Source organism: Mycobacterium sp. BMJ-28 (assembly GCF_054404835.1).
In genome coordinates, this window is the sequence record NZ_CM136783.1 from 1,529,817 (window position 1) to 1,545,976 (window position 16,160).

Consider the following 16,160-nt stretch of genomic DNA (forward strand, 5'->3'; position numbering starts at 1 on the left):
GACCAGATGGCTGAGTCGATGTCCTCGAAGAGGGCCGCAGTTGCGGTCACGAATTTTCTTGATGCTCAGCGGTATACGCGTGACGAGGTGTTCGCCGACCCCTGCCCGGTGCCCGCCGCGGCCGGCGCGCACGGCTGGTGGTTCCGGGAGGTGCCCGACGGCATCGATGTCTCCGGCTGCGCGCAGCGAGAGGGCTGGACGCTGCTGTACGTCGGGATCAGCCCCGGTCCGCCGCGGACCGACGGCAAGGCCCAGATTCCGCAGGACCTGCGTAAGCGGATCCGGTACCACTTCGGTGCGAACAACGCCGGCGCCGACGGGTCCACGCTGCGTAAGTCACTCGGGGTGCTGCTCGGCGAACAGCTCGGCTTCGAGCTGCGCCGCATCGGATCGGGCAAACGACAGACCTTCGCCGGCGGCGAAGCCGTGCTGACCCGCTGGATGGCCGAGAACGCCGCGGTGTCCTGGGTGCTGCACCCCGAGCCGTGGTACCTGGAACCCAAGCTGATCGACGCGCTGGACCTGCCGCTGAACTTCCAGGAGAACGGGCGTAACGCCTTCGCCCCGGAGCTCAAGCGGCGGCGCAAGGAGGCGGCGGTGAAGGCCGGGAAGTTGCGGGTGCTCGCGGAGTGGTCGTAGCCGGTGCGCAGGGCTTGACCTGCATCCGCCCGGTGAAATGGGTGCCCCCGGCAGGATTCGAACCTGACTGACGTCCCCGTGGTGGGTGGGTTCTCTACCTTAGGTTTCTAGGCCCTTACCTGCGGCTTAGGCACTTTCACCTATCCGGCAGTATTGCACACTGCCGGGCAAATCGGTACACCTTAGTTGCACGAATGTTGCACGGGAAAGGTGGCTGAATGGCCGGGAATCGACGCGGGTTCGGGCGGCTGCGGAAGCTGCCGTCTGGCCGGTACCAGGCAGCCTATATCGGGCCTGACGGGAATTTGCACAAAGCGGGCCGAACGTTCGACAACGAGGATGACGCGGTCGGCTGGCTGTCCATAGAGCGCCGCAAGATCGACCTCGGGACGTGGGGAGCGGTCGAACGATCCGACGCGATCACGCTCCGTGCCTACGCCGACAAGTGGATCGCGCAACGCAATCTTCGGACGCGCACCAAGGCTCACTACGAGTCGATGCTCAAGCGCTTGATCCTGCCCGACCTCGGTGACGTGAAGCTCGCCCACCTGACTCCGACAAAGGTGCGGGAGTGGCACACAGCGCTGGGTACCGATCACGAGACGCGCAATGCGCACGCCTACGCGTTACTCCACGGGATCTGCCAGACCGCCATCCAAGATGAGATTCTGGACGCCAACCCGTGTCGTATCCGCGCGGCGATGCAGACCAAACGCAAGCGCGACATCGACATCCTGACCCCTGCCGAGGTCGACAAGCTGGCGCGCAAGATGCCGGCAGATCTCGCGGCAAGTGTCGTGCTGGCCGCATGGTGCGGGCTGCGATGGGGTGAGACCTCCGAGCTTCGCCGCAAGGACATCGGCGACGAATGCGCCGTACTTAAAATCCGCCGCGCGGTCACCTACCGCGCGGGTCAGTTCACAGTCGGGCCACCCAAGACCGCCGCGGGTGTGCGTGACGTGGCTGTACCGCCGCACATCCGCGCGGTGCTCAAGGCGCATCTCAAGGCGCACGTGGACGGCAAGCCAGACGCGCTGTTGTTCGGACTGAATGGTGGGCACATGCACGGCGACCAATACCGGACGCACTGGGAGAAGGCCCGCAAGGCCATCGGGAAGCCGACACTCAGAGTTCACGACTTGCGGCACGTGGGTGCCGTCCTAGCTGCCCAGGCCGGCGCCACCACAGCCGAGCTGATGCACCGGATCGGGCACACCACGCCGGGGATGGCTCTGCGCTATCAGCACGTGGCCGAGGGGCGCGACGCCGAGATTGCGGAGCGGCTATCCAAGCTCGCTGGGCAGAGTTGAATTCCGTTGTAAGCGTTGCCACTTACGAGTCTGATAGTTTCCGAAATCGGGAACTGCGCTGGTGGTAAGGCTTTTCGTGTGACTTCCCGAAGAACTTTTTCCCGAAAGGCGGAAAACGCTGGACACTGCGGATAGTGCTGCCGCACAGTTGTTGTCATGAAAAGACCAGACATGCCCGACCTTTTAACCCTCGTGCAAGCGGCCGATGTTCTACAGGTCAATGAGCGCACTATCCGCCGGTATCTCTCCAATGGCTTGCTTACCGGTATCCGAATCGGTCCCAGAATGATTCGCATCCATCGGGATTCGCTGATCAAGCTGACTCGTCCGGTAGGTGCTCGATGAGCGCCAAAGTGATTCGCTGCGACCGCTGCCGGCGGCGCTGCCGCAACACGGCGGGCTGGAACGTCGACATGATCGCCGGCTTGGTTGTCGGGCACCTGTGCCCGAACTGCCAGACGCCGGAGGAGGATCTTGACGCCGAGTTGAACCTCATCACCGGGCGGTCGGACGGCTATGCAGTTAGACCGGACCCCGATGACCTAACAGAAGTGGTGCTTGGTCTCGTGAACACCTACCCGACACCGGAGGTCATGCGGGATAGGGCGTGCGCACTGGAGTCCCGGCGGCGCGATCCCGACGCGGCTCAAATGGTGCGCCTCATGCGAACGCTGGCGGATGACATGGAGTCTGGTGACCTGTGGGAGGTCACGGTATGAGCCTCATGTCCGACGTAGTGCTGCGAGTCGTGCACCGCCTCCGGCGCCAATCGGCGGAACACCCGACGTTCATTCATCCACCGCCTACCGATCAGGAAATCGCGAAGTGGGTAGCCGAGGCCGACGAGGGTGGGGATTGGTGGCGGGCGCCGTGACTCCGGAGGAACGGGCACGACGGTCAAGGCTCGCGTCGTATGTGTCGTGGGGTAACACTGTGGATCGGACGGCCCGTACAGCGCCCGCGCGCTCGGCATTCGAGCGGAGGTTTCTAGACGAGGCTGGGGGAGATCCCAAGCGCGCTGCGGCCCTCCGCAAGGCGTATTTCCTCCGTCTTGCGGAGAAGTCAGTGAAGGCCCGCCGGAACAAAAAACCGGTACAACAGAAATATTGAAACGCGTTCCAGTAATTCTTTGTGTGATTCGCGTCATATAGCGTATTCAGGCGCTATTGCGAAATGCGGACAAAAATCCTCACTAGAGGCATTCGTATAATCGCTAAAAAGCGATCTATCGCCAAATCCGTATGGTATATATCAAACTTGAAGGGGAAAACCCTACCCATTTTGAGGTTAGGTCCCGTTTCCATGTTCAGCTTATCAGAGGATGCAATTGCCCACAAAGTCTGTCGATTTCCTTCTGTTGCTGGTCGAAAATCTGCGGTTTCGTCTACGCGATGTCTCACCGAAGGCTGCCGACGAGTTTGACGATTGGGCGGCGATGAACGGCTTTGGTTGGCTGGTCGCCGGATATGTGGTCAATACACACGAGTGGTTGACGCCGGTGGAGTTTTCAGAGCGCTTCCCAATCACCCGCTACGACGTCACCAACTGGGCAAAGAAGTTCGGCCTAGAGCGTCGTGGCGAACGTCGTTCATACCGCTACAACGTGGGCGACATACTCCGCGCTGCGGCCGATATGGGTAAGTAACCTTTGGGGTTTCCTCCCACTATTTTTTTGATCATTTCCCGTATGGACATCGTCTCGAAAGGGGACCTGATGTGACTTTTGAGTACTACACGAATGGTGAGAACGCCACGTTGACCCGTGACAGGCAGCGAAAATACCGCCGTCGTCAGCGGCTGGCGATGGCGCTTCTGCACGCCGCTGAATCGCGCGGACTGGCCGGTTCTGAAGCTATTGCCGTGCTACAGCACGCTGATTACTTGACATTGCAGGAATGCGCAGCCAAAGGAATTCGGCCGGCGCCCGACTATGACCCGGCAACGCTGGTATTCCAGTCGTGAGCGGCACGCCGTATCGCCTGCAGAATCGTCAAGCCGGCGGCGTCGTTATCAGACAGGGCCGGTCGTACGTCACGCTGCAACGCGACGAAATCAAATCGCTCGTTCGCGAGCTGAACACTTATCTTGATGACCCGATACGGGTTGAGGAGACGACAGGAATTGACCGAGCGTAAACCTCCCTATGCCATCCAGCTTCTGAATGCTATGGACGGGTCTGACCTGTCCCTGAATGCGCGGACGGTACTGATGGCTCAGCTGAAGTTCGGTACCCACGCCAATGGTCGAGACTCGCGCGTTAGCGAGGCGCGGCTGGCGGAGTATCTGCAAACCAGCGTGTCGACACTGCAGCGCAGCCGTAAAGAACTCCGTGACAAAGGCTGGCTGATCGAACGCAAGCGCGGTCACAACGGCCGGCATGGCGATAGCCCGTCAACCTACGACGTCGTCATTCCGCCAGCCAGGACGCCGGCAGCTCGAAAGCCAGCCAGGCGTCCCAACAATCCAACCGGCCGCAACCAGCATGCCGACCAGGCGCCACGAGAAGATCCGTGGAGTTGAGAGCTTCCCGTCACGGGTGAAGGGAAGCTTCCCTTCAAAATGCCAAGAAATCCCAGCGAGTTTGCCGTCACGGGTGACCACCTATCAGGGTCACCATGACGACGTTCTAAAGAACCGTCGTGCAAAGAGAATGAAGAACAAGTCATCTCTAGTCGTTGCCGAATCACCTTGGCAGCCAGGGCTGCGTCCGGATCGGCTTCGCCGCCCGGGAGGCGACCGCTAACGCGGTGGTGTTTGTGGCTGTATCTCTGGTGGGGCTGTGGTCGGCCAGGCGCAAGGGTTCCGCGGTCATTAGTACATCTAACAGATAATTTCCAAGGGGAACTTTGAACGACTTCCTACGTCCCGACGACGTATCACCACGCAGCATCGAACTCGCTCGTATCGCGGCAACGAAAGGCTCGCCGTACATTATCGAGCGGCGACCCGGGTCGCGTCCATCAGTGCTACGGCTGGGACGTCAGCAGCGCGACGGGGCTTTCGTCTCGATCATGCTCGCCCGCGAAGACATCATCAACGTATGTACCGCCCTCGTTGACGCGCTGGACGAGATCCAATGAAACCGGTGACTATCGGAGTCGGCTCCGAGGTCGTTCCGTTGACTGAAGACGCCACCGGCTACGTCGGCCATATCGACATCGACGGCCAGCCGTGTGTCATTCACGTGAGCATCACACCTACCGGCGCCCGCCGGGTCTCGCCCGCGAAGTGGGAACGGCCGGCCTAGAAGACTTTCCGCCGCCCTCGTGAGTTCTTATCCTTCCAGCGCGGGGCGGCGGAACCCGGCGCCGGGTCGAGTCGTAACGCGCAGCGACTCCCCGGCGCCCCACAACCTGCGGCAGCCGAGAGGGTTCGCAAGAGATCCCCTCCCATGACCCCGCAGACACCCAACCGTCGAGTGCACCCCGCGAGGGGCGGCGGTGGTCCGTGAGTCGGTAGGCGGCTGAGCCGACTCACCCAAACTTTCTAGGCGCTGAATCTCCGCGCCCACACATTCACACAACCCCAAGCCCTTTCGCCCGCCCGTGCCTTCCTGCATGGGCGGCATTTGGCATGTCTCCGAAAGGGGGAACATATGGCTAAAGACAACGTCGACTTTACGATTTTCGGCGAGCTTGATCGCCGGTCCGTGCAGACCATTATCAACAACCTCCGTAAAGCGGGCGACGACGGCGGCGATCGTTTCACCGATGCTTTCAACAGGTCCGCGAAGCCACGCCCCGAGGTGCGCGGCGACTTCCGCACCGATGGTCTGCGCGCTGGCAAGGATTGGACCGAGGGCTTTCGCATCGCGGCACGCCAGCCGATGGGAAACATCGCCCAAGACGTGAGTCGCGACACGCGGTCGATTACCAACTCATTGAATGCCGCAACGGATTCCGCTGCCACGTTGGGTCAGGCAATGGCCGGCATCGGCAAGGTTGCCGGTCCCGCCGGTCTCGCCACGATGGCGGTGGGTGCACTGCAACTAGCCAGCGCGATCGGCACAGCGGCCGGCGCCCTCGGTGTCCTACCCGGTGTGCTCGCCGGTGTGGGTGCGGGTTTCGGCACGGCGAAGCTTGGCCTGATGGGCTTCAGCGACGCCCTGGACGCCATGTCCGATCCCGAGAAGTTCGCCGAGGCCATCGCCAAGCTGGCCCCCAACGCACAGCAGGCAGTGTTGGAGATCCAACAGTTGATGCCGGCGCTTGACCAGCTCAAGGCAGCAACTCAAGATGCGTTGTTCAAAGACATTGCGCCACAGCTCAACAACCTCGCCGCCACGTTCCTGCCGCAGGTGCAGCAGCTCACCACCGGCATCGCCAACGGACTGAACTCCGCGCTTTCCGGTGTGTTCGCATCCATGAACAGCGCTGCCGGCCAAACGGGCATCGCGAGCACGGTCAACAACATTGTTCAGGCGTTTGGGAACCTAGCTCCCGCAGCGCAATCGCTGACCAGCGCCATCGGCGAGTTGGTCGCGGTCGGATCGGATTTCATGCCTGAACTCGCCCAGGGTGCGGCTGATGCGGCACGTGAGTTCGCCAACTTTATTCACGAAGCGAGCCAATCCGGCGAACTGGCGCAATGGATGCAAGACGGAATTACCGTCCTCGATCAGATGGTGGATGTTGTCGCGGAAGTCGCTGACATGTTCATGACGCTGGGCGGCGACGGTAAGAACGCGATGGCCGATCTTGTCGTGGGCGTAGATGCCGTTGATACAGCGGTGAAAATTGTCAGCGGCGACATGTCGGCATGGAACGACGTGTTCCCGTCGATCGGCGATATCGCAGCGTCCACGTTCCAAGGCATCGGCGAAGCGATCGATACATACGTTCTCGGCCCGATGCGTGCGGCGATCGACGTAGCCAATTCGTTCGGCGCCGGTATCTCTCAGATCCCGCATATCCCATCACTGGCCGGCTCGCCGCAAGGCTTCGGCGGCGGCGGTGGCTCATTCGGCGCTCCCCACGTAAATGTTCCTGGTATGCCCGCCAACGGATTACCAGTTCCGGGCGCCAGCTTGGGCCACAGCGTCGGCCAGGCGAATGGCCCTGTGGCCGGCTGGTCTGGCTTGCCCTTGGATAGCCTGCCCCACGCGGGCGGCGGCGGTGCGAGCAGTAAGGCCATCGAAATGCCTACCGTGGCTCGCCCCGGAACTGACCCCACGTCTCTGATTTCAGGCTACCCGGTCAGCTCAGGTCTCTACAGCGCCGCGTCGAGTGTCCTGGACGCACAGTTCAAGGTGGCTCAGGACAACGCCAACCTGCAGAAGCTCCTAGCGTCGAATGCGGCCAAAGAGGACCAGATCACCAAAGCCAGAAACGATCTGGCTCAGGCCCAACAGGACCAGGTGCAAGCCGAACTGCGGTTGCAAGAGGCCAAGGACGACGCTAATAAGAAGTCGCTCAAGGGATTGCAAGACGCGCACGGCGCGTTCAGTGAGTTGAGCGCCGGTCTCGATAAGGATCTCGGATTCTCAAAGGGCCTTCCGGGCTTGGCTGACAACATGGTCAAGTTTGTGGCGTCTCTCGCTACTGCACCTCTGATGGGAATGCTGGCCCCGATTGCGGCGCAGGGCAATGGCGCCTACGGCGCACTCGGCGTGGCATTCGGTGGGTCGAACAGCACGGCTAGCACGGCTAGCGCGGCTGCGCAGGGTATGACCCTCGGTGGTTATCCCGGCGATCAGGCTCTCCTGTCTCGCGTCCCCAAGGGGATTGGCCAGTACGACAACGCCACTAAGGATCTCTCAAAGGGACTTGTCGACTGCGCCAGTGGCGTCGAGGATCTCGTCAACATCCTGGATGGAAAGTCCACTGTCGGCGGTTCACTCTGGACGGGTAACGCCTCCAGTGTCCTGCCGGGAATGGGCTTCAAGCCGGGTATGGGCGGTCCTGGCGACTTCCGTGTTGGTTACAACGAAGGTCACATGCAGGCCACGTTGCCTGGCGGCACCAACGTCAACTTCGGCAGCACCTCGGCAATCCAAGCCGGTGGCCTCGACGGCGGTGCCGGCGCTTACGACCCGTCGTTCACGTCGCACTACTTCCGCCCAACGGCCGGCCCGGCGACAATCCCGCCAGCAGTCCCGTCGATTACTGCGACGCCGAGCACCCCTAGCCCTGTGGACCTGTACGGACCCACGAACACCGATCCGGGGCTGAGCAACCCGCTGCCGCCTCCGGGCTCACTCCCGGGCGGCGGCAGCATGCTCCCGGGTGCAGGTGCACCTCAAGGTCTCATGCCTGGCGTGCCGTATCAGGCCCAAGGGATCGACTACCAGGACCCGTCTTGGCAGCCCAAGGGTGGTGGCGGCATTGGCATTACGGGCGGCCTTCTCGGCGCAGCGATGCAAGCAGGTATTGGCGCCATGGGTACCGCTGGCGCACCGTTCGGCGGTCAGGCAGCGGCAGCAGCCGCACAGATGGGCATGCAGCTCATGGACCGAAGCATCAAATTCGCTGGCCAGGCTGCTGGCATCGGCGCCGAAGGTCTAATTGACACGTTCTCGGTATCCAATCCCGACACGGGCAAGAATCCGCTCAAAGACTCTTGGTTGTGGCGGGCGGTGGGCGCCCTTGCTGGTGCGACTCCGGCCATCGGTAGTGGTGGGGCCGGCCTGCTCGACAAGTCGGCCAACAAGAAGGCCCAGAGCCAGCAGCAGGGCCAGAACGGTCAGCAGCAGCAACAGGGCAATCAGCAGAGTGGCCCGCTGGTGCACATCGAGAACATGGGTATGGACCAGGGCGGGAAGAGCACGGCCCTCGATATCGCGGCGCACCTGCAGGCGCAAGGCTACGAGGCAGGAATGCCGCGCTAGTGGCAGTTCGGCACTGTCTCGACTGTGGCCAGTTGACAGCCAACACCCGCTGCTATCCGTGTCATCGCAAGCGCCGCAAGGCAACTTACGAACACCCGGCATACCGGGCGCTACCAAAACCGGTTGGCCCGTGCCAGTTGCGTCTACCTGGATGCACTGGCACGGGCACCCGTGATCACATCATCCCGGTGTCTAAGGGCGGCGGCCACCATCCATCGAATATTCGGCCGGCCTGCGCACACTGCAACTCAAAGCGAGGCAATAGAATTGGTTGATATTCCCGATGGCACCGAGGTACTCATAGCGTGCCTGAAATCGCTAGGCACCGTGAACGCCTCACGCAAGACGGGTGCACCGCTGCCCAGTTGGGTGGTACGCCGCATTGGTGGGCCAGTCACTGCGCTAGAGGATCAGGGTCTCTACAGCGTGCACGCGTTCGCCGCTACCGATGCCGAAGCGCAGGCCGCTGCAATGCAGGCGTACGACAAGATCGTCGGGCTAGCACCCCCCTTCGGTATGGGACAGCCCGTCACGCTCGATGATGGCCGCAGGGTGTGGGCTAGCAATGTGATTGTCCGCGAGGGACCGCGCGAGAACGTCGGATACACCGACGACCGATCCATCCTCGACTGGGTCGCTACATACGAGGTGTGGTTCAGGCGCGGCTAGCAAACAATCGACAATCCACCCGCCATGCATACGAACTGCATAACTATGCATAGCAGGTGGATGGTACGTATCGACGGATTGTCGCAGGTCAGAGCCCTGTAGGCGTGCGCCAATCGCATCACTGCATGTCAGAGCCTCGGAAAGTTACCAAGGCAAACGCCCTGGTGAACGCCGGGTCCGTTTCGCACACTTATAACCAAGGCCATTCACGGCCAGCAATATGCACCATGACGTGCATATATGCATAAATTCCACTCGCTAGCGAAGCTGCAAAACCGCAGGTCGCAAATGTAGCCACTACCCATTTTAGGGGATTTTTCATGCCAGCAGGACAAGTAACCGAAACCACCAAAGCCATCACTGCGGATGCAGCCCTAGAGCTGTCAGCAAAGCTCTCAGCTCTTGACGCGATGCCCATGCTCGACGCCGAACAGCGGGACCTTTGGCACGAGCTGTCAGCCGCCCGCGCCGCAAAGAGCTCTGGTATGTCGCCCCGAAAGGCCGGCGAAATGAGCGACGTTGCCGACTATTTCGGTCTGGCCCCGAGCGTGATTGTGGGGGATTTCGAGATCCCTAACCCGGCACTACTGGACGACGACCAACAGGACCGCTGGGAAGCCCTGCAGTTTGATCTGGAGCGCTGCGACACCGACGACGATGGGGACCTGCTGACGCCTTACCGGATCGATGGTGAGCCGCTGGCGCCCTCCTACAGCACCCGGCTTGGACAGGTGGTGTTCGGCGACGACTACGAGGCGGCGAAGGCTGCCGGCGTGTCCGGTAACCGGATCTCGCTTGAGTGGGCGCGGATGGCCAAAGAGAAGCGGATCACCGAGTGGTGACCTCTACTCCCAAGGAAATCGAAAAGGCACTCATCGCCGCCATCAACGAGCAGACCCCGAACCTTCGGCGGAAGCTGGAAAGCCTGCCCGACAGGGGCGCCGATCTGGTGCGGGCATTCATGCCGGTACGTACCGGTGCCGCCAGGGACAGCGTGCGGGTCGACAAGCGCAAGTCCGAGCTAAAGAAACTGTCCACGCGTAAGACCAAGCTTGGCCGCGTCTACAGCGATGGGGACCCCAAGAAAATGGCGGCCATCGAGTACGGCCGGCACAACGGGGAACAAGGCGACACTCCCGAATTTGCACCGTTCCGCCGCGCTGCCAACGCGCTTCGCAACCTAGAGCTGTAGTTGGCGACCGGCGGTAACGCGCGGTCGAAGTTCGAAGACCTGTCAGAGCCGCCCTGGTACCGCTGGAATCGGCCCTGGCAGGGCCGCGATATGAACGACCCGGCCGAACGCTGCATTCGATTCATAGAGACATACTGCAGATCCCCGAAGGGTGTGGGCTTCGGTAAGCCGATCCGGCTTGCCGAGTTCCAGAAAGCATGGATACGCGCGATCCTGAAACCCGGCGTTAGACAGGCGGTCCTACAGGCCCCACGCGGACAGGGTAAGTCCACCCTCCTAGCCGCTATAGCGGTGTGGGCCACGTTCGACAAGAGCGAGACCGGCCAGCCGCAGGTGCCCATCATGGCCACCACAGTGGGCCAGGCCGCGCGGGCGGTCTATGACGTGGCCTGCAAGATGGTCGCCGCAGAACCCGAACTGGACAGCCGCGCGCTGGTCTACACGGCCATGTCCAACGCCAAGATCGTGGTGGGCTATAACGACGGCGAATGCTATCCCATCGCCAACGACGTGGACGGTCTGCAGGGTCTAGACCCCACCTGCGCGATTGTCGACGAGATCGGCTTTCAACCTCTGGCCAGTTGGACCGCAATGGTTCTGGCGTCAGGTAAGCGCGCTCGCTCGCTGGTGGTGGGTATCGGAACGCCTGGCGTGGACCGCGACAAGTCTGCACTGTGGCACCTGCGCGAGAAGTACCTCGAAGGCGTAGCGCCGGCCGGCTTTTCGTTCACTGAGCTGTCCGCGCCTGATGACTGTGACTACCGCGACGAGGCCAACTGGCTGAAAGCCAATCCGGCCATCGCCGAGGGCTACCTAGACATTGAGGCGCTTCGCAACGACGTAGCCATGTCGCCGGAATCCGAGTTCCGAATGTTCCGGCTGGCGCAGTGGGTGGAAGGCACCGAGTGCTGGTTGGGTGTGGACGGCCGCAAGGTCTGGCGCAACCTGATCAGCGACCATGCATTGACGCCTGGTGCCGACACGTGGGCCGGCGTTGACGTTGGCCTGAAACGTGACTCCACCGCCGTTGTGATCGGACAGTGGGTGGAAGGCAAGTTGCACTGCACCGCGCGCACTTGGAGTCCGCGTAAAGACGGCGCTATCGACGTCTCGGCGGTAATGCAGCACCTTCGGGAACTGGACGGGCTATACAACCTCGCAGAGGTGGCCTACGACCCCCGTCATTTCGAGCTGCCCGCAACCAGTCTCATTGATGAGGGTCTCCCGATGGTGGAACACCCGCAGTCTCCGGAACGAATGGTGCCGGCCTGTGGCGACCTCTATGAGGCGATCATGCGCGGCGAGATATCACACGACGGCGCAGCAGATTTCGAGCGTCACATTCTCAACGGAATGTTGACCTACACTGACAACACCGGATTCCGCCTCACCAAATCCAAATCTCGCGGCCAGATCGACGCGGCTATCGCCTTGGTCTTGTGCCACGCCGCCGCCGGCCACCCACCTAAACGCCACAAGCTCGTGGCCACAATCATTGGAGGATAATCGAATTGAATTGGCTGACGCGGATGTTCCGCGTAGCAGAACAGGAACCACCGCAGGAAAGCCGGTCCTGGAGTGTGGGGGACCCGCGGATCGCTGAAATCTTCGGCGGCGCCCCGTCGCTATCAGGTGTGTCGGTCACCGAAACATCAGCAATGGGATTGAGTGCGGTCAACGCCTGCGTCGGGCTGCTGTCAGAAGTGATCGGCGGTCTACCGCTGCGCACTATCCAAACCAACGGCGACACCCACGAGCGGACCACATCGTGGTTGGACGAACCCGGCGGGATCGACGGCCCGACTTCCAATGAGTTCGTGGCCTCGCTGATGGTCAACCTTCTCCTAGCCGGAAACTTCTACGCCCTCAAGGTGCGCGGTGGCGCGGGCCAAATCCTGTGGCTGCAGTCGATCCCACCGCAGTGCGTCGACATCGAGGTAAAGAACGGCCGCAAGGTGTACCGGGTACAGATGGACAACGGCACCTCTCGGGACTTCAGCGACTACGACATCTTGCACATTCCCGGTCCATCACTGGACGGCGTGCGCGGATACTCACCAATCACGATCGCGCGCAACAGCCTTGGCATGTCTCTGGCCGGCGAGCGCACCGCCGCCCGATTCATGGACACCGGATTCCGGCCGTCTGCAATCGTGTCACCTACCGAGGAAATCTCCGAGGAGGAAGCAGAAGAAGCACGCCAAGTGCTGGAACTCATGGCGACTGGGCAGGCCAAATCCGGTGCATTGGCGTTTCTATCCAAGGGCTTTCAGATCGACCCATGGACGGTTAACCCGGTTGACGCCCAATGGCTGGAGAGCCGCAAGTTTCAACTTGCTGAGGTCGCCCGATGGTTTCGGGTTCCGCCGCACATGATCGCCGACGTAGAACGTTCGTCGAGTTGGGGCACCGGGATCGCCGAGCAAGTATTGGGATTCCAGAAGTTCACGTTGCAGTCGTGGACGTCCCGTATCGAGGCGCGGCTGTCGCGCTTACTGCCGGTCCATCAAAAAGTTGAGTTCGACTTCAAGCAACTTTTCAAGGGCACTCAAGCCGAGCAAATCAAGTTGCTCACCATGCAATGCGGTGGTCCGTATCGGACACCCAATGAGGTTCGGCGTATTGACGACTTGCCACCAATCGAGGGCGGCGACGTCTTGAGGACGGGGCCGGCGTCGCAGCCAGACGAAAAGGAGGTCGCAGCATGACCGATATTCAACTCAGATCCGTCGAGCTCCGCTCCGAGGTTGCTGGCAACACCTTGACGGGCTACGCGAGTGTGTATGGGTCCTACGCGGACCTGGGCGGCTACGTAGAATCCTTCGCCCCTGGGTCATTCGACAAGGCTCTGGGCGGTGCCGGCACCGACGTGCGTAGCTTCTGGAACCACGATTCGGCCAAGCTGCTAGGCAGGCAGTCCACGGGCACGCTGAAAGTCTGGACCGATTCGACGGGCCTCGGTTTCGAGGTCCACCTACCGAATACATCGGCTGGCAACGATGTTCGCGAACTAGCCGAGCGCGGCGATATTGGTGGCGTGTCGATCGGCTTCCGCCCCGGCGAAGAGGACCACACCGGCCGGGTCGGCAACCGTGCGCTGCGTACCCACACCTCGGTCGCCCATCTGGTCGAGATAAGCCCTTGCAGCATACCGGCGTACAGCTCCACCACTGTCCAGCTCCGAAGTCTGGACAGCATCCCCCAACCGGCCATTGATGGCCGTACCCAACTGTTCCTGGCGCGCTATGGCGCCCTCTACCGAAAGGTAAGCATTTGACCACTCTGACCAAAGAAGAACTCGTCGCCAAGATCGATGAATTCGCCGTGATTGCGACCGGCCCGGAGAAGCGCTCGCTGACCGATGACGAGTTCGCTACCCTCACCGACCTTGAGGTGCAACTGAAGCGCGCCAACGACACCGACGAATTCCTGCAGCGTCACCAGGGCTACATGACCCCCGTCAACCATGTTGGCGTGCACGTGGCGGCAGCGAAAGTTGATGACACGCTTGAACGCGCGTTCGGCGAATGGGTCAAGACCGGTCAGGTAAACGCCGATATGACCGAGCTTCGCGCGCAGAATGAAGGCACGCCATCGGCTGGTGGCGTGCTCGTCCCTGCGACGCTGCTTGATCGCATTGAGAAGCGCATCAAGGTCTTTGGCGGTGTCGAGTCCGAAGCCTATAACTACAACACCGACACCGGTGGTGAGATCCGTTTGCCGCGCAACGATGACACGGCCAACCGTGCGGTCGTAGTCTCCGAACTCACGGCTCCGACATCCGGCGGCGCAGACTTGGTGTTCGACGATGTTGTGCTGAATGCGTACTCACTGACCACTTCGGGCGCGAACAACGACCCGATCAAGGTGTCTTACCAGGTTTTGCGCGACTCGGCGAACCTGGAGAACCTGATCACCGACCGTATCAGCGAACGGTTCGGACGCGGACTGTCCCACTATTTCGTCAACGGCACGGGTGTAGGTGAACCCACCGGTATCACCAAGAACACCACGATCGAATCGGCATTCACCGCAGCCGCTATCGATTGGACTGAACTGGTCGACGCCCAGCACGACATCGATACGGGCTATTGGGGTGACGCTGTGTGGATCTTCAGCAGTGCGACGCTCGCCGTCATTCGAAAGCTAGAGGACAATCAGGGCCGGCCACTGTGGACTCCGAACGCGCAGGCGGGCCTGGAAGGCTTCAACGCCGGTAACCTGCTGGGCCACAGAGTCGTTATCGATAACGGGTTTGCACCGTACGCCGATGGCACCGCCAACCGTTGGGGTGTCTTCGGATCGATCAAGACTGGCTTCTGGACGCGCCGCGTGAACGGTATCCGGCTCATTCGGGACGAACTCACTGCTGGCGCAGAGGGTGGAGTCAAGTTCATCGCGCACATCGACGCCGATTCCGCTGTGGTGCAGCCGTACGCCTACACCACCCTCACGAATTCCTAGAGGAGTAATCACTTTGACTATCAACGATCTGGCAAGCGCAGCCCTTAAGCCTCTCGGCTCTGCGAAGGTGGCCATTTCCACCGCCACCACAACCAATTTCGACTTCGGCACGCCCGATGATCTGAACCTGGCCGCGAACCCGAACTACCGCCACGGTGACAAGCTGCTCGTGGTGTTCTCCAGCACGAGCGCCAGCGCAACGTCCATCGTGTCGTTCTCGGTACAGGACGCGCCCGACAGCAGTGGCGCTATTGGCACGCCGGCCACCGCTACGACAGACGGCACCCTTACCGGCGGTGCCGGTGACCAGTACGCGCACACCTTTGTGCGGGTGAAGTCTGGCCGGCCGTGGTTGCGGTTGCGCGTGACCAACTCGGGTACCGACGCCCACACCGCCATCGCGCGGGTGTTCGCGGTCGGCTCGGGGGTCTAGTGCCGTGGGCTCCGGCCTACGCGACTGCTGACGAACTAGAGGATTGGCTGGACGGTGGAGACACCGTCCAGCTTTCCCTGGCCCTAGAGGCAGCGTCACGGGCCATCGATAAAGCGACCGGCCGGCAGTTCGGCAAGACTGATACGGCCGAAACCTGGTACTACACGGGCGACTATCACTGTGGCGAGACGGTTGTTCGTATTGACGACACGTTCGATGCAGATCTGACCGTGGCCGGGGTGAACGTATTCACCCTGTACCCGCGCAACCCAAAGGGTAAGCCCTGGAGACAGATTCGTATTCCCGGGTCTGTGGGTTCTGACGTTGCAGTCACGGCGGTGTGGGGATGGACTGCGGTACCCGACGCAATCAAGCTCGCCACGCTGATTCAGGCGGGACGCTTCTACGCACGGCGCGACAACCCCGCCGGCCCGCTGTCAGTCGAGAAGGTTGACGACATTCAACGGAACTGGTCTGCGGTGGCCAGCCAAGACTTGGATAGCGACGTACTAACGAGCGTTAAGCCCTTCCGCAAGTTGTGGGTGGCGGCGTGAGGCCGTTCGGCAAGCAGGTGTTGACGTTCGTCACGGTCACCGAAGACCTGACCGAAGTCGACAGGTACAACAA

The 16,160-nt window shown here is 61.5% G+C and carries 21 protein-coding genes; all 21 read left to right on the forward strand.

What is annotated here, in order from left to right:
* Positions 1–6 precede the first annotated feature (6 nt).
* The 21 genes from ACXPWS_RS07585 (at position 7) to ACXPWS_RS07685 (ending at position 16,087) form a co-directional block, all read left to right on the forward strand.
* Positions 7–639, forward strand: coding sequence for a GIY-YIG nuclease family protein (locus tag ACXPWS_RS07585; protein WP_458711856.1), 633 nt, complete (start codon positions 7–9; stop codon positions 637–639).
* Between the two features lie 218 nt (positions 640–857).
* Entirely contained in the window at positions 858–1,949 is a 1,092-nt protein-coding gene (locus ACXPWS_RS07590; RefSeq protein WP_458711857.1) for a tyrosine-type recombinase/integrase, read from the forward strand.
* A gap of 171 nt (positions 1,950–2,120) precedes the next feature.
* A complete protein-coding gene (locus ACXPWS_RS07595; protein WP_458713448.1) occupies positions 2,121–2,294 on the forward strand; it encodes a helix-turn-helix domain-containing protein in 174 nt (57 codons plus the stop codon).
* Complete coding sequence (locus ACXPWS_RS07600; RefSeq protein ID WP_458711858.1) at positions 2,291–2,668, forward strand: hypothetical protein; 378 nt, start codon at positions 2,291–2,293, stop codon at positions 2,666–2,668. The genes ACXPWS_RS07595 and ACXPWS_RS07600 overlap by 4 nt, the downstream gene beginning before the upstream one ends.
* A 602-nt stretch (positions 2,669–3,270) precedes the next feature.
* Entirely contained in the window at positions 3,271–3,594 is a 324-nt protein-coding gene (locus ACXPWS_RS07605; RefSeq protein WP_458711859.1) for a hypothetical protein, read from the forward strand.
* 71 nt (positions 3,595–3,665) lie between these two features.
* Positions 3,666–3,911: a hypothetical protein gene (locus ACXPWS_RS07610; RefSeq protein WP_458711860.1), complete on the forward strand. Its 246-nt coding sequence runs from the start codon at positions 3,666–3,668 to the stop codon at positions 3,909–3,911.
* Entirely contained in the window at positions 3,908–4,084 is a 177-nt protein-coding gene (locus tag ACXPWS_RS07615) for a hypothetical protein (protein ID WP_458711861.1), read from the forward strand. Before ACXPWS_RS07610 ends, ACXPWS_RS07615 begins: the two co-directional genes overlap by 4 nt.
* Positions 4,071–4,469 (forward strand): hypothetical protein, encoded by a 399-nt coding sequence (locus ACXPWS_RS07620; RefSeq protein ID WP_458711862.1) that lies wholly within the window; start codon positions 4,071–4,073, stop codon positions 4,467–4,469. The genes ACXPWS_RS07615 and ACXPWS_RS07620 overlap by 14 nt, the downstream gene beginning before the upstream one ends.
* A gap of 326 nt (positions 4,470–4,795) precedes the next feature.
* Entirely contained in the window at positions 4,796–5,029 is a 234-nt protein-coding gene (locus ACXPWS_RS07625; RefSeq protein ID WP_458711863.1) for a hypothetical protein, read from the forward strand.
* A gap of 5 nt (positions 5,030–5,034) precedes the next feature.
* A complete protein-coding gene (locus ACXPWS_RS07630) occupies positions 5,035–5,196 on the forward strand; it encodes a hypothetical protein (protein ID WP_458711864.1) in 162 nt (53 codons plus the stop codon).
* A 348-nt stretch (positions 5,197–5,544) separates the two neighbouring features.
* Positions 5,545–8,775: a hypothetical protein gene (locus tag ACXPWS_RS07635; RefSeq protein WP_458711865.1), complete on the forward strand. Its 3,231-nt coding sequence runs from the start codon at positions 5,545–5,547 to the stop codon at positions 8,773–8,775.
* 188 nt (positions 8,776–8,963) lie between these two features.
* Positions 8,964–9,050, forward strand: a complete 87-nt coding sequence (locus ACXPWS_RS07640; protein WP_458713449.1) for an HNH endonuclease — start codon at positions 8,964–8,966, stop codon at positions 9,048–9,050.
* A gap of 151 nt (positions 9,051–9,201) precedes the next feature.
* A complete protein-coding gene (locus tag ACXPWS_RS07645) occupies positions 9,202–9,444 on the forward strand; it encodes a hypothetical protein (RefSeq protein WP_458711866.1) in 243 nt (80 codons plus the stop codon).
* 320 nt (positions 9,445–9,764) lie between these two features.
* Positions 9,765–10,286 (forward strand): hypothetical protein, encoded by a 522-nt coding sequence (locus tag ACXPWS_RS07650; protein WP_458711867.1) that lies wholly within the window; start codon positions 9,765–9,767, stop codon positions 10,284–10,286.
* Positions 10,280–10,636 carry a hypothetical protein gene (locus ACXPWS_RS07655; RefSeq protein WP_458711868.1) on the forward strand — a complete coding sequence of 119 codons (357 nt, stop codon included), beginning with the start codon at positions 10,280–10,282 and terminating at the stop codon, positions 10,634–10,636. The genes ACXPWS_RS07650 and ACXPWS_RS07655 overlap by 7 nt, the downstream gene beginning before the upstream one ends.
* Positions 10,637–10,726: 90 nt before the next feature.
* Positions 10,727–12,142, forward strand: coding sequence for a terminase TerL endonuclease subunit (locus ACXPWS_RS07660; RefSeq protein WP_458711869.1), 1,416 nt, complete (start codon positions 10,727–10,729; stop codon positions 12,140–12,142).
* 5 nt (positions 12,143–12,147) lie between these two features.
* Entirely contained in the window at positions 12,148–13,344 is a 1,197-nt protein-coding gene (locus ACXPWS_RS07665) for a phage portal protein (RefSeq protein WP_458711870.1), read from the forward strand.
* Positions 13,341–13,913 carry an HK97 family phage prohead protease gene (locus tag ACXPWS_RS07670; RefSeq protein WP_458711871.1) on the forward strand — a complete coding sequence of 191 codons (573 nt, stop codon included), beginning with the start codon at positions 13,341–13,343 and terminating at the stop codon, positions 13,911–13,913. The genes ACXPWS_RS07665 and ACXPWS_RS07670 overlap by 4 nt, the downstream gene beginning before the upstream one ends.
* On the forward strand, positions 13,910–15,100 hold the full coding sequence (locus ACXPWS_RS07675) for a phage major capsid protein (protein ID WP_458711872.1): 1,191 nt from the start codon (positions 13,910–13,912) through the stop codon (positions 15,098–15,100). The genes ACXPWS_RS07670 and ACXPWS_RS07675 overlap by 4 nt, the downstream gene beginning before the upstream one ends.
* Positions 15,101–15,167: 67 nt before the next feature.
* The gene (locus ACXPWS_RS07680) at positions 15,168–15,533 is read left to right on the forward strand and encodes a hypothetical protein (protein ID WP_458711873.1); all 366 of its coding nucleotides are present in this window, start codon (positions 15,168–15,170) and stop codon (positions 15,531–15,533) included.
* Complete coding sequence (locus ACXPWS_RS07685; RefSeq protein ID WP_458711874.1) at positions 15,533–16,087, forward strand: hypothetical protein; 555 nt, start codon at positions 15,533–15,535, stop codon at positions 16,085–16,087. The genes ACXPWS_RS07680 and ACXPWS_RS07685 overlap by 1 nt, the downstream gene beginning before the upstream one ends.
* The last annotated feature ends 73 nt before the right edge of the window (positions 16,088–16,160 follow it).

Bases quoted from the DNA above. Each gene is read 5' to 3' on its own strand.
- ACXPWS_RS07585 (WP_458711856.1), top strand. From the start codon at position 7: ATGGCTGAGTCGATGTCCTCGAAGAGGGCCGCAGTTGCGGTCACGAAT.
- ACXPWS_RS07590 (WP_458711857.1), top strand. From the start codon at position 858: ATGGCCGGGAATCGACGCGGGTTCGGGCGGCTGCGGAAGCTGCCGTCT.
- ACXPWS_RS07595 (WP_458713448.1), top strand. From the start codon at position 2,121: ATGCCCGACCTTTTAACCCTCGTGCAAGCGGCCGATGTTCTACAGGTC.
- ACXPWS_RS07600 (WP_458711858.1), top strand. From the start codon at position 2,291: ATGAGCGCCAAAGTGATTCGCTGCGACCGCTGCCGGCGGCGCTGCCGC.
- ACXPWS_RS07605 (WP_458711859.1), top strand. From the start codon at position 3,271: ATGCAATTGCCCACAAAGTCTGTCGATTTCCTTCTGTTGCTGGTCGAA.
- ACXPWS_RS07635 (WP_458711865.1), top strand. From the start codon at position 5,545: ATGGCTAAAGACAACGTCGACTTTACGATTTTCGGCGAGCTTGATCGC.
- ACXPWS_RS07650 (WP_458711867.1), top strand. From the start codon at position 9,765: ATGCCAGCAGGACAAGTAACCGAAACCACCAAAGCCATCACTGCGGAT.
- ACXPWS_RS07660 (WP_458711869.1), top strand. From the start codon at position 10,727: ATGAACGACCCGGCCGAACGCTGCATTCGATTCATAGAGACATACTGC.
- ACXPWS_RS07670 (WP_458711871.1), top strand. From the start codon at position 13,341: ATGACCGATATTCAACTCAGATCCGTCGAGCTCCGCTCCGAGGTTGCT.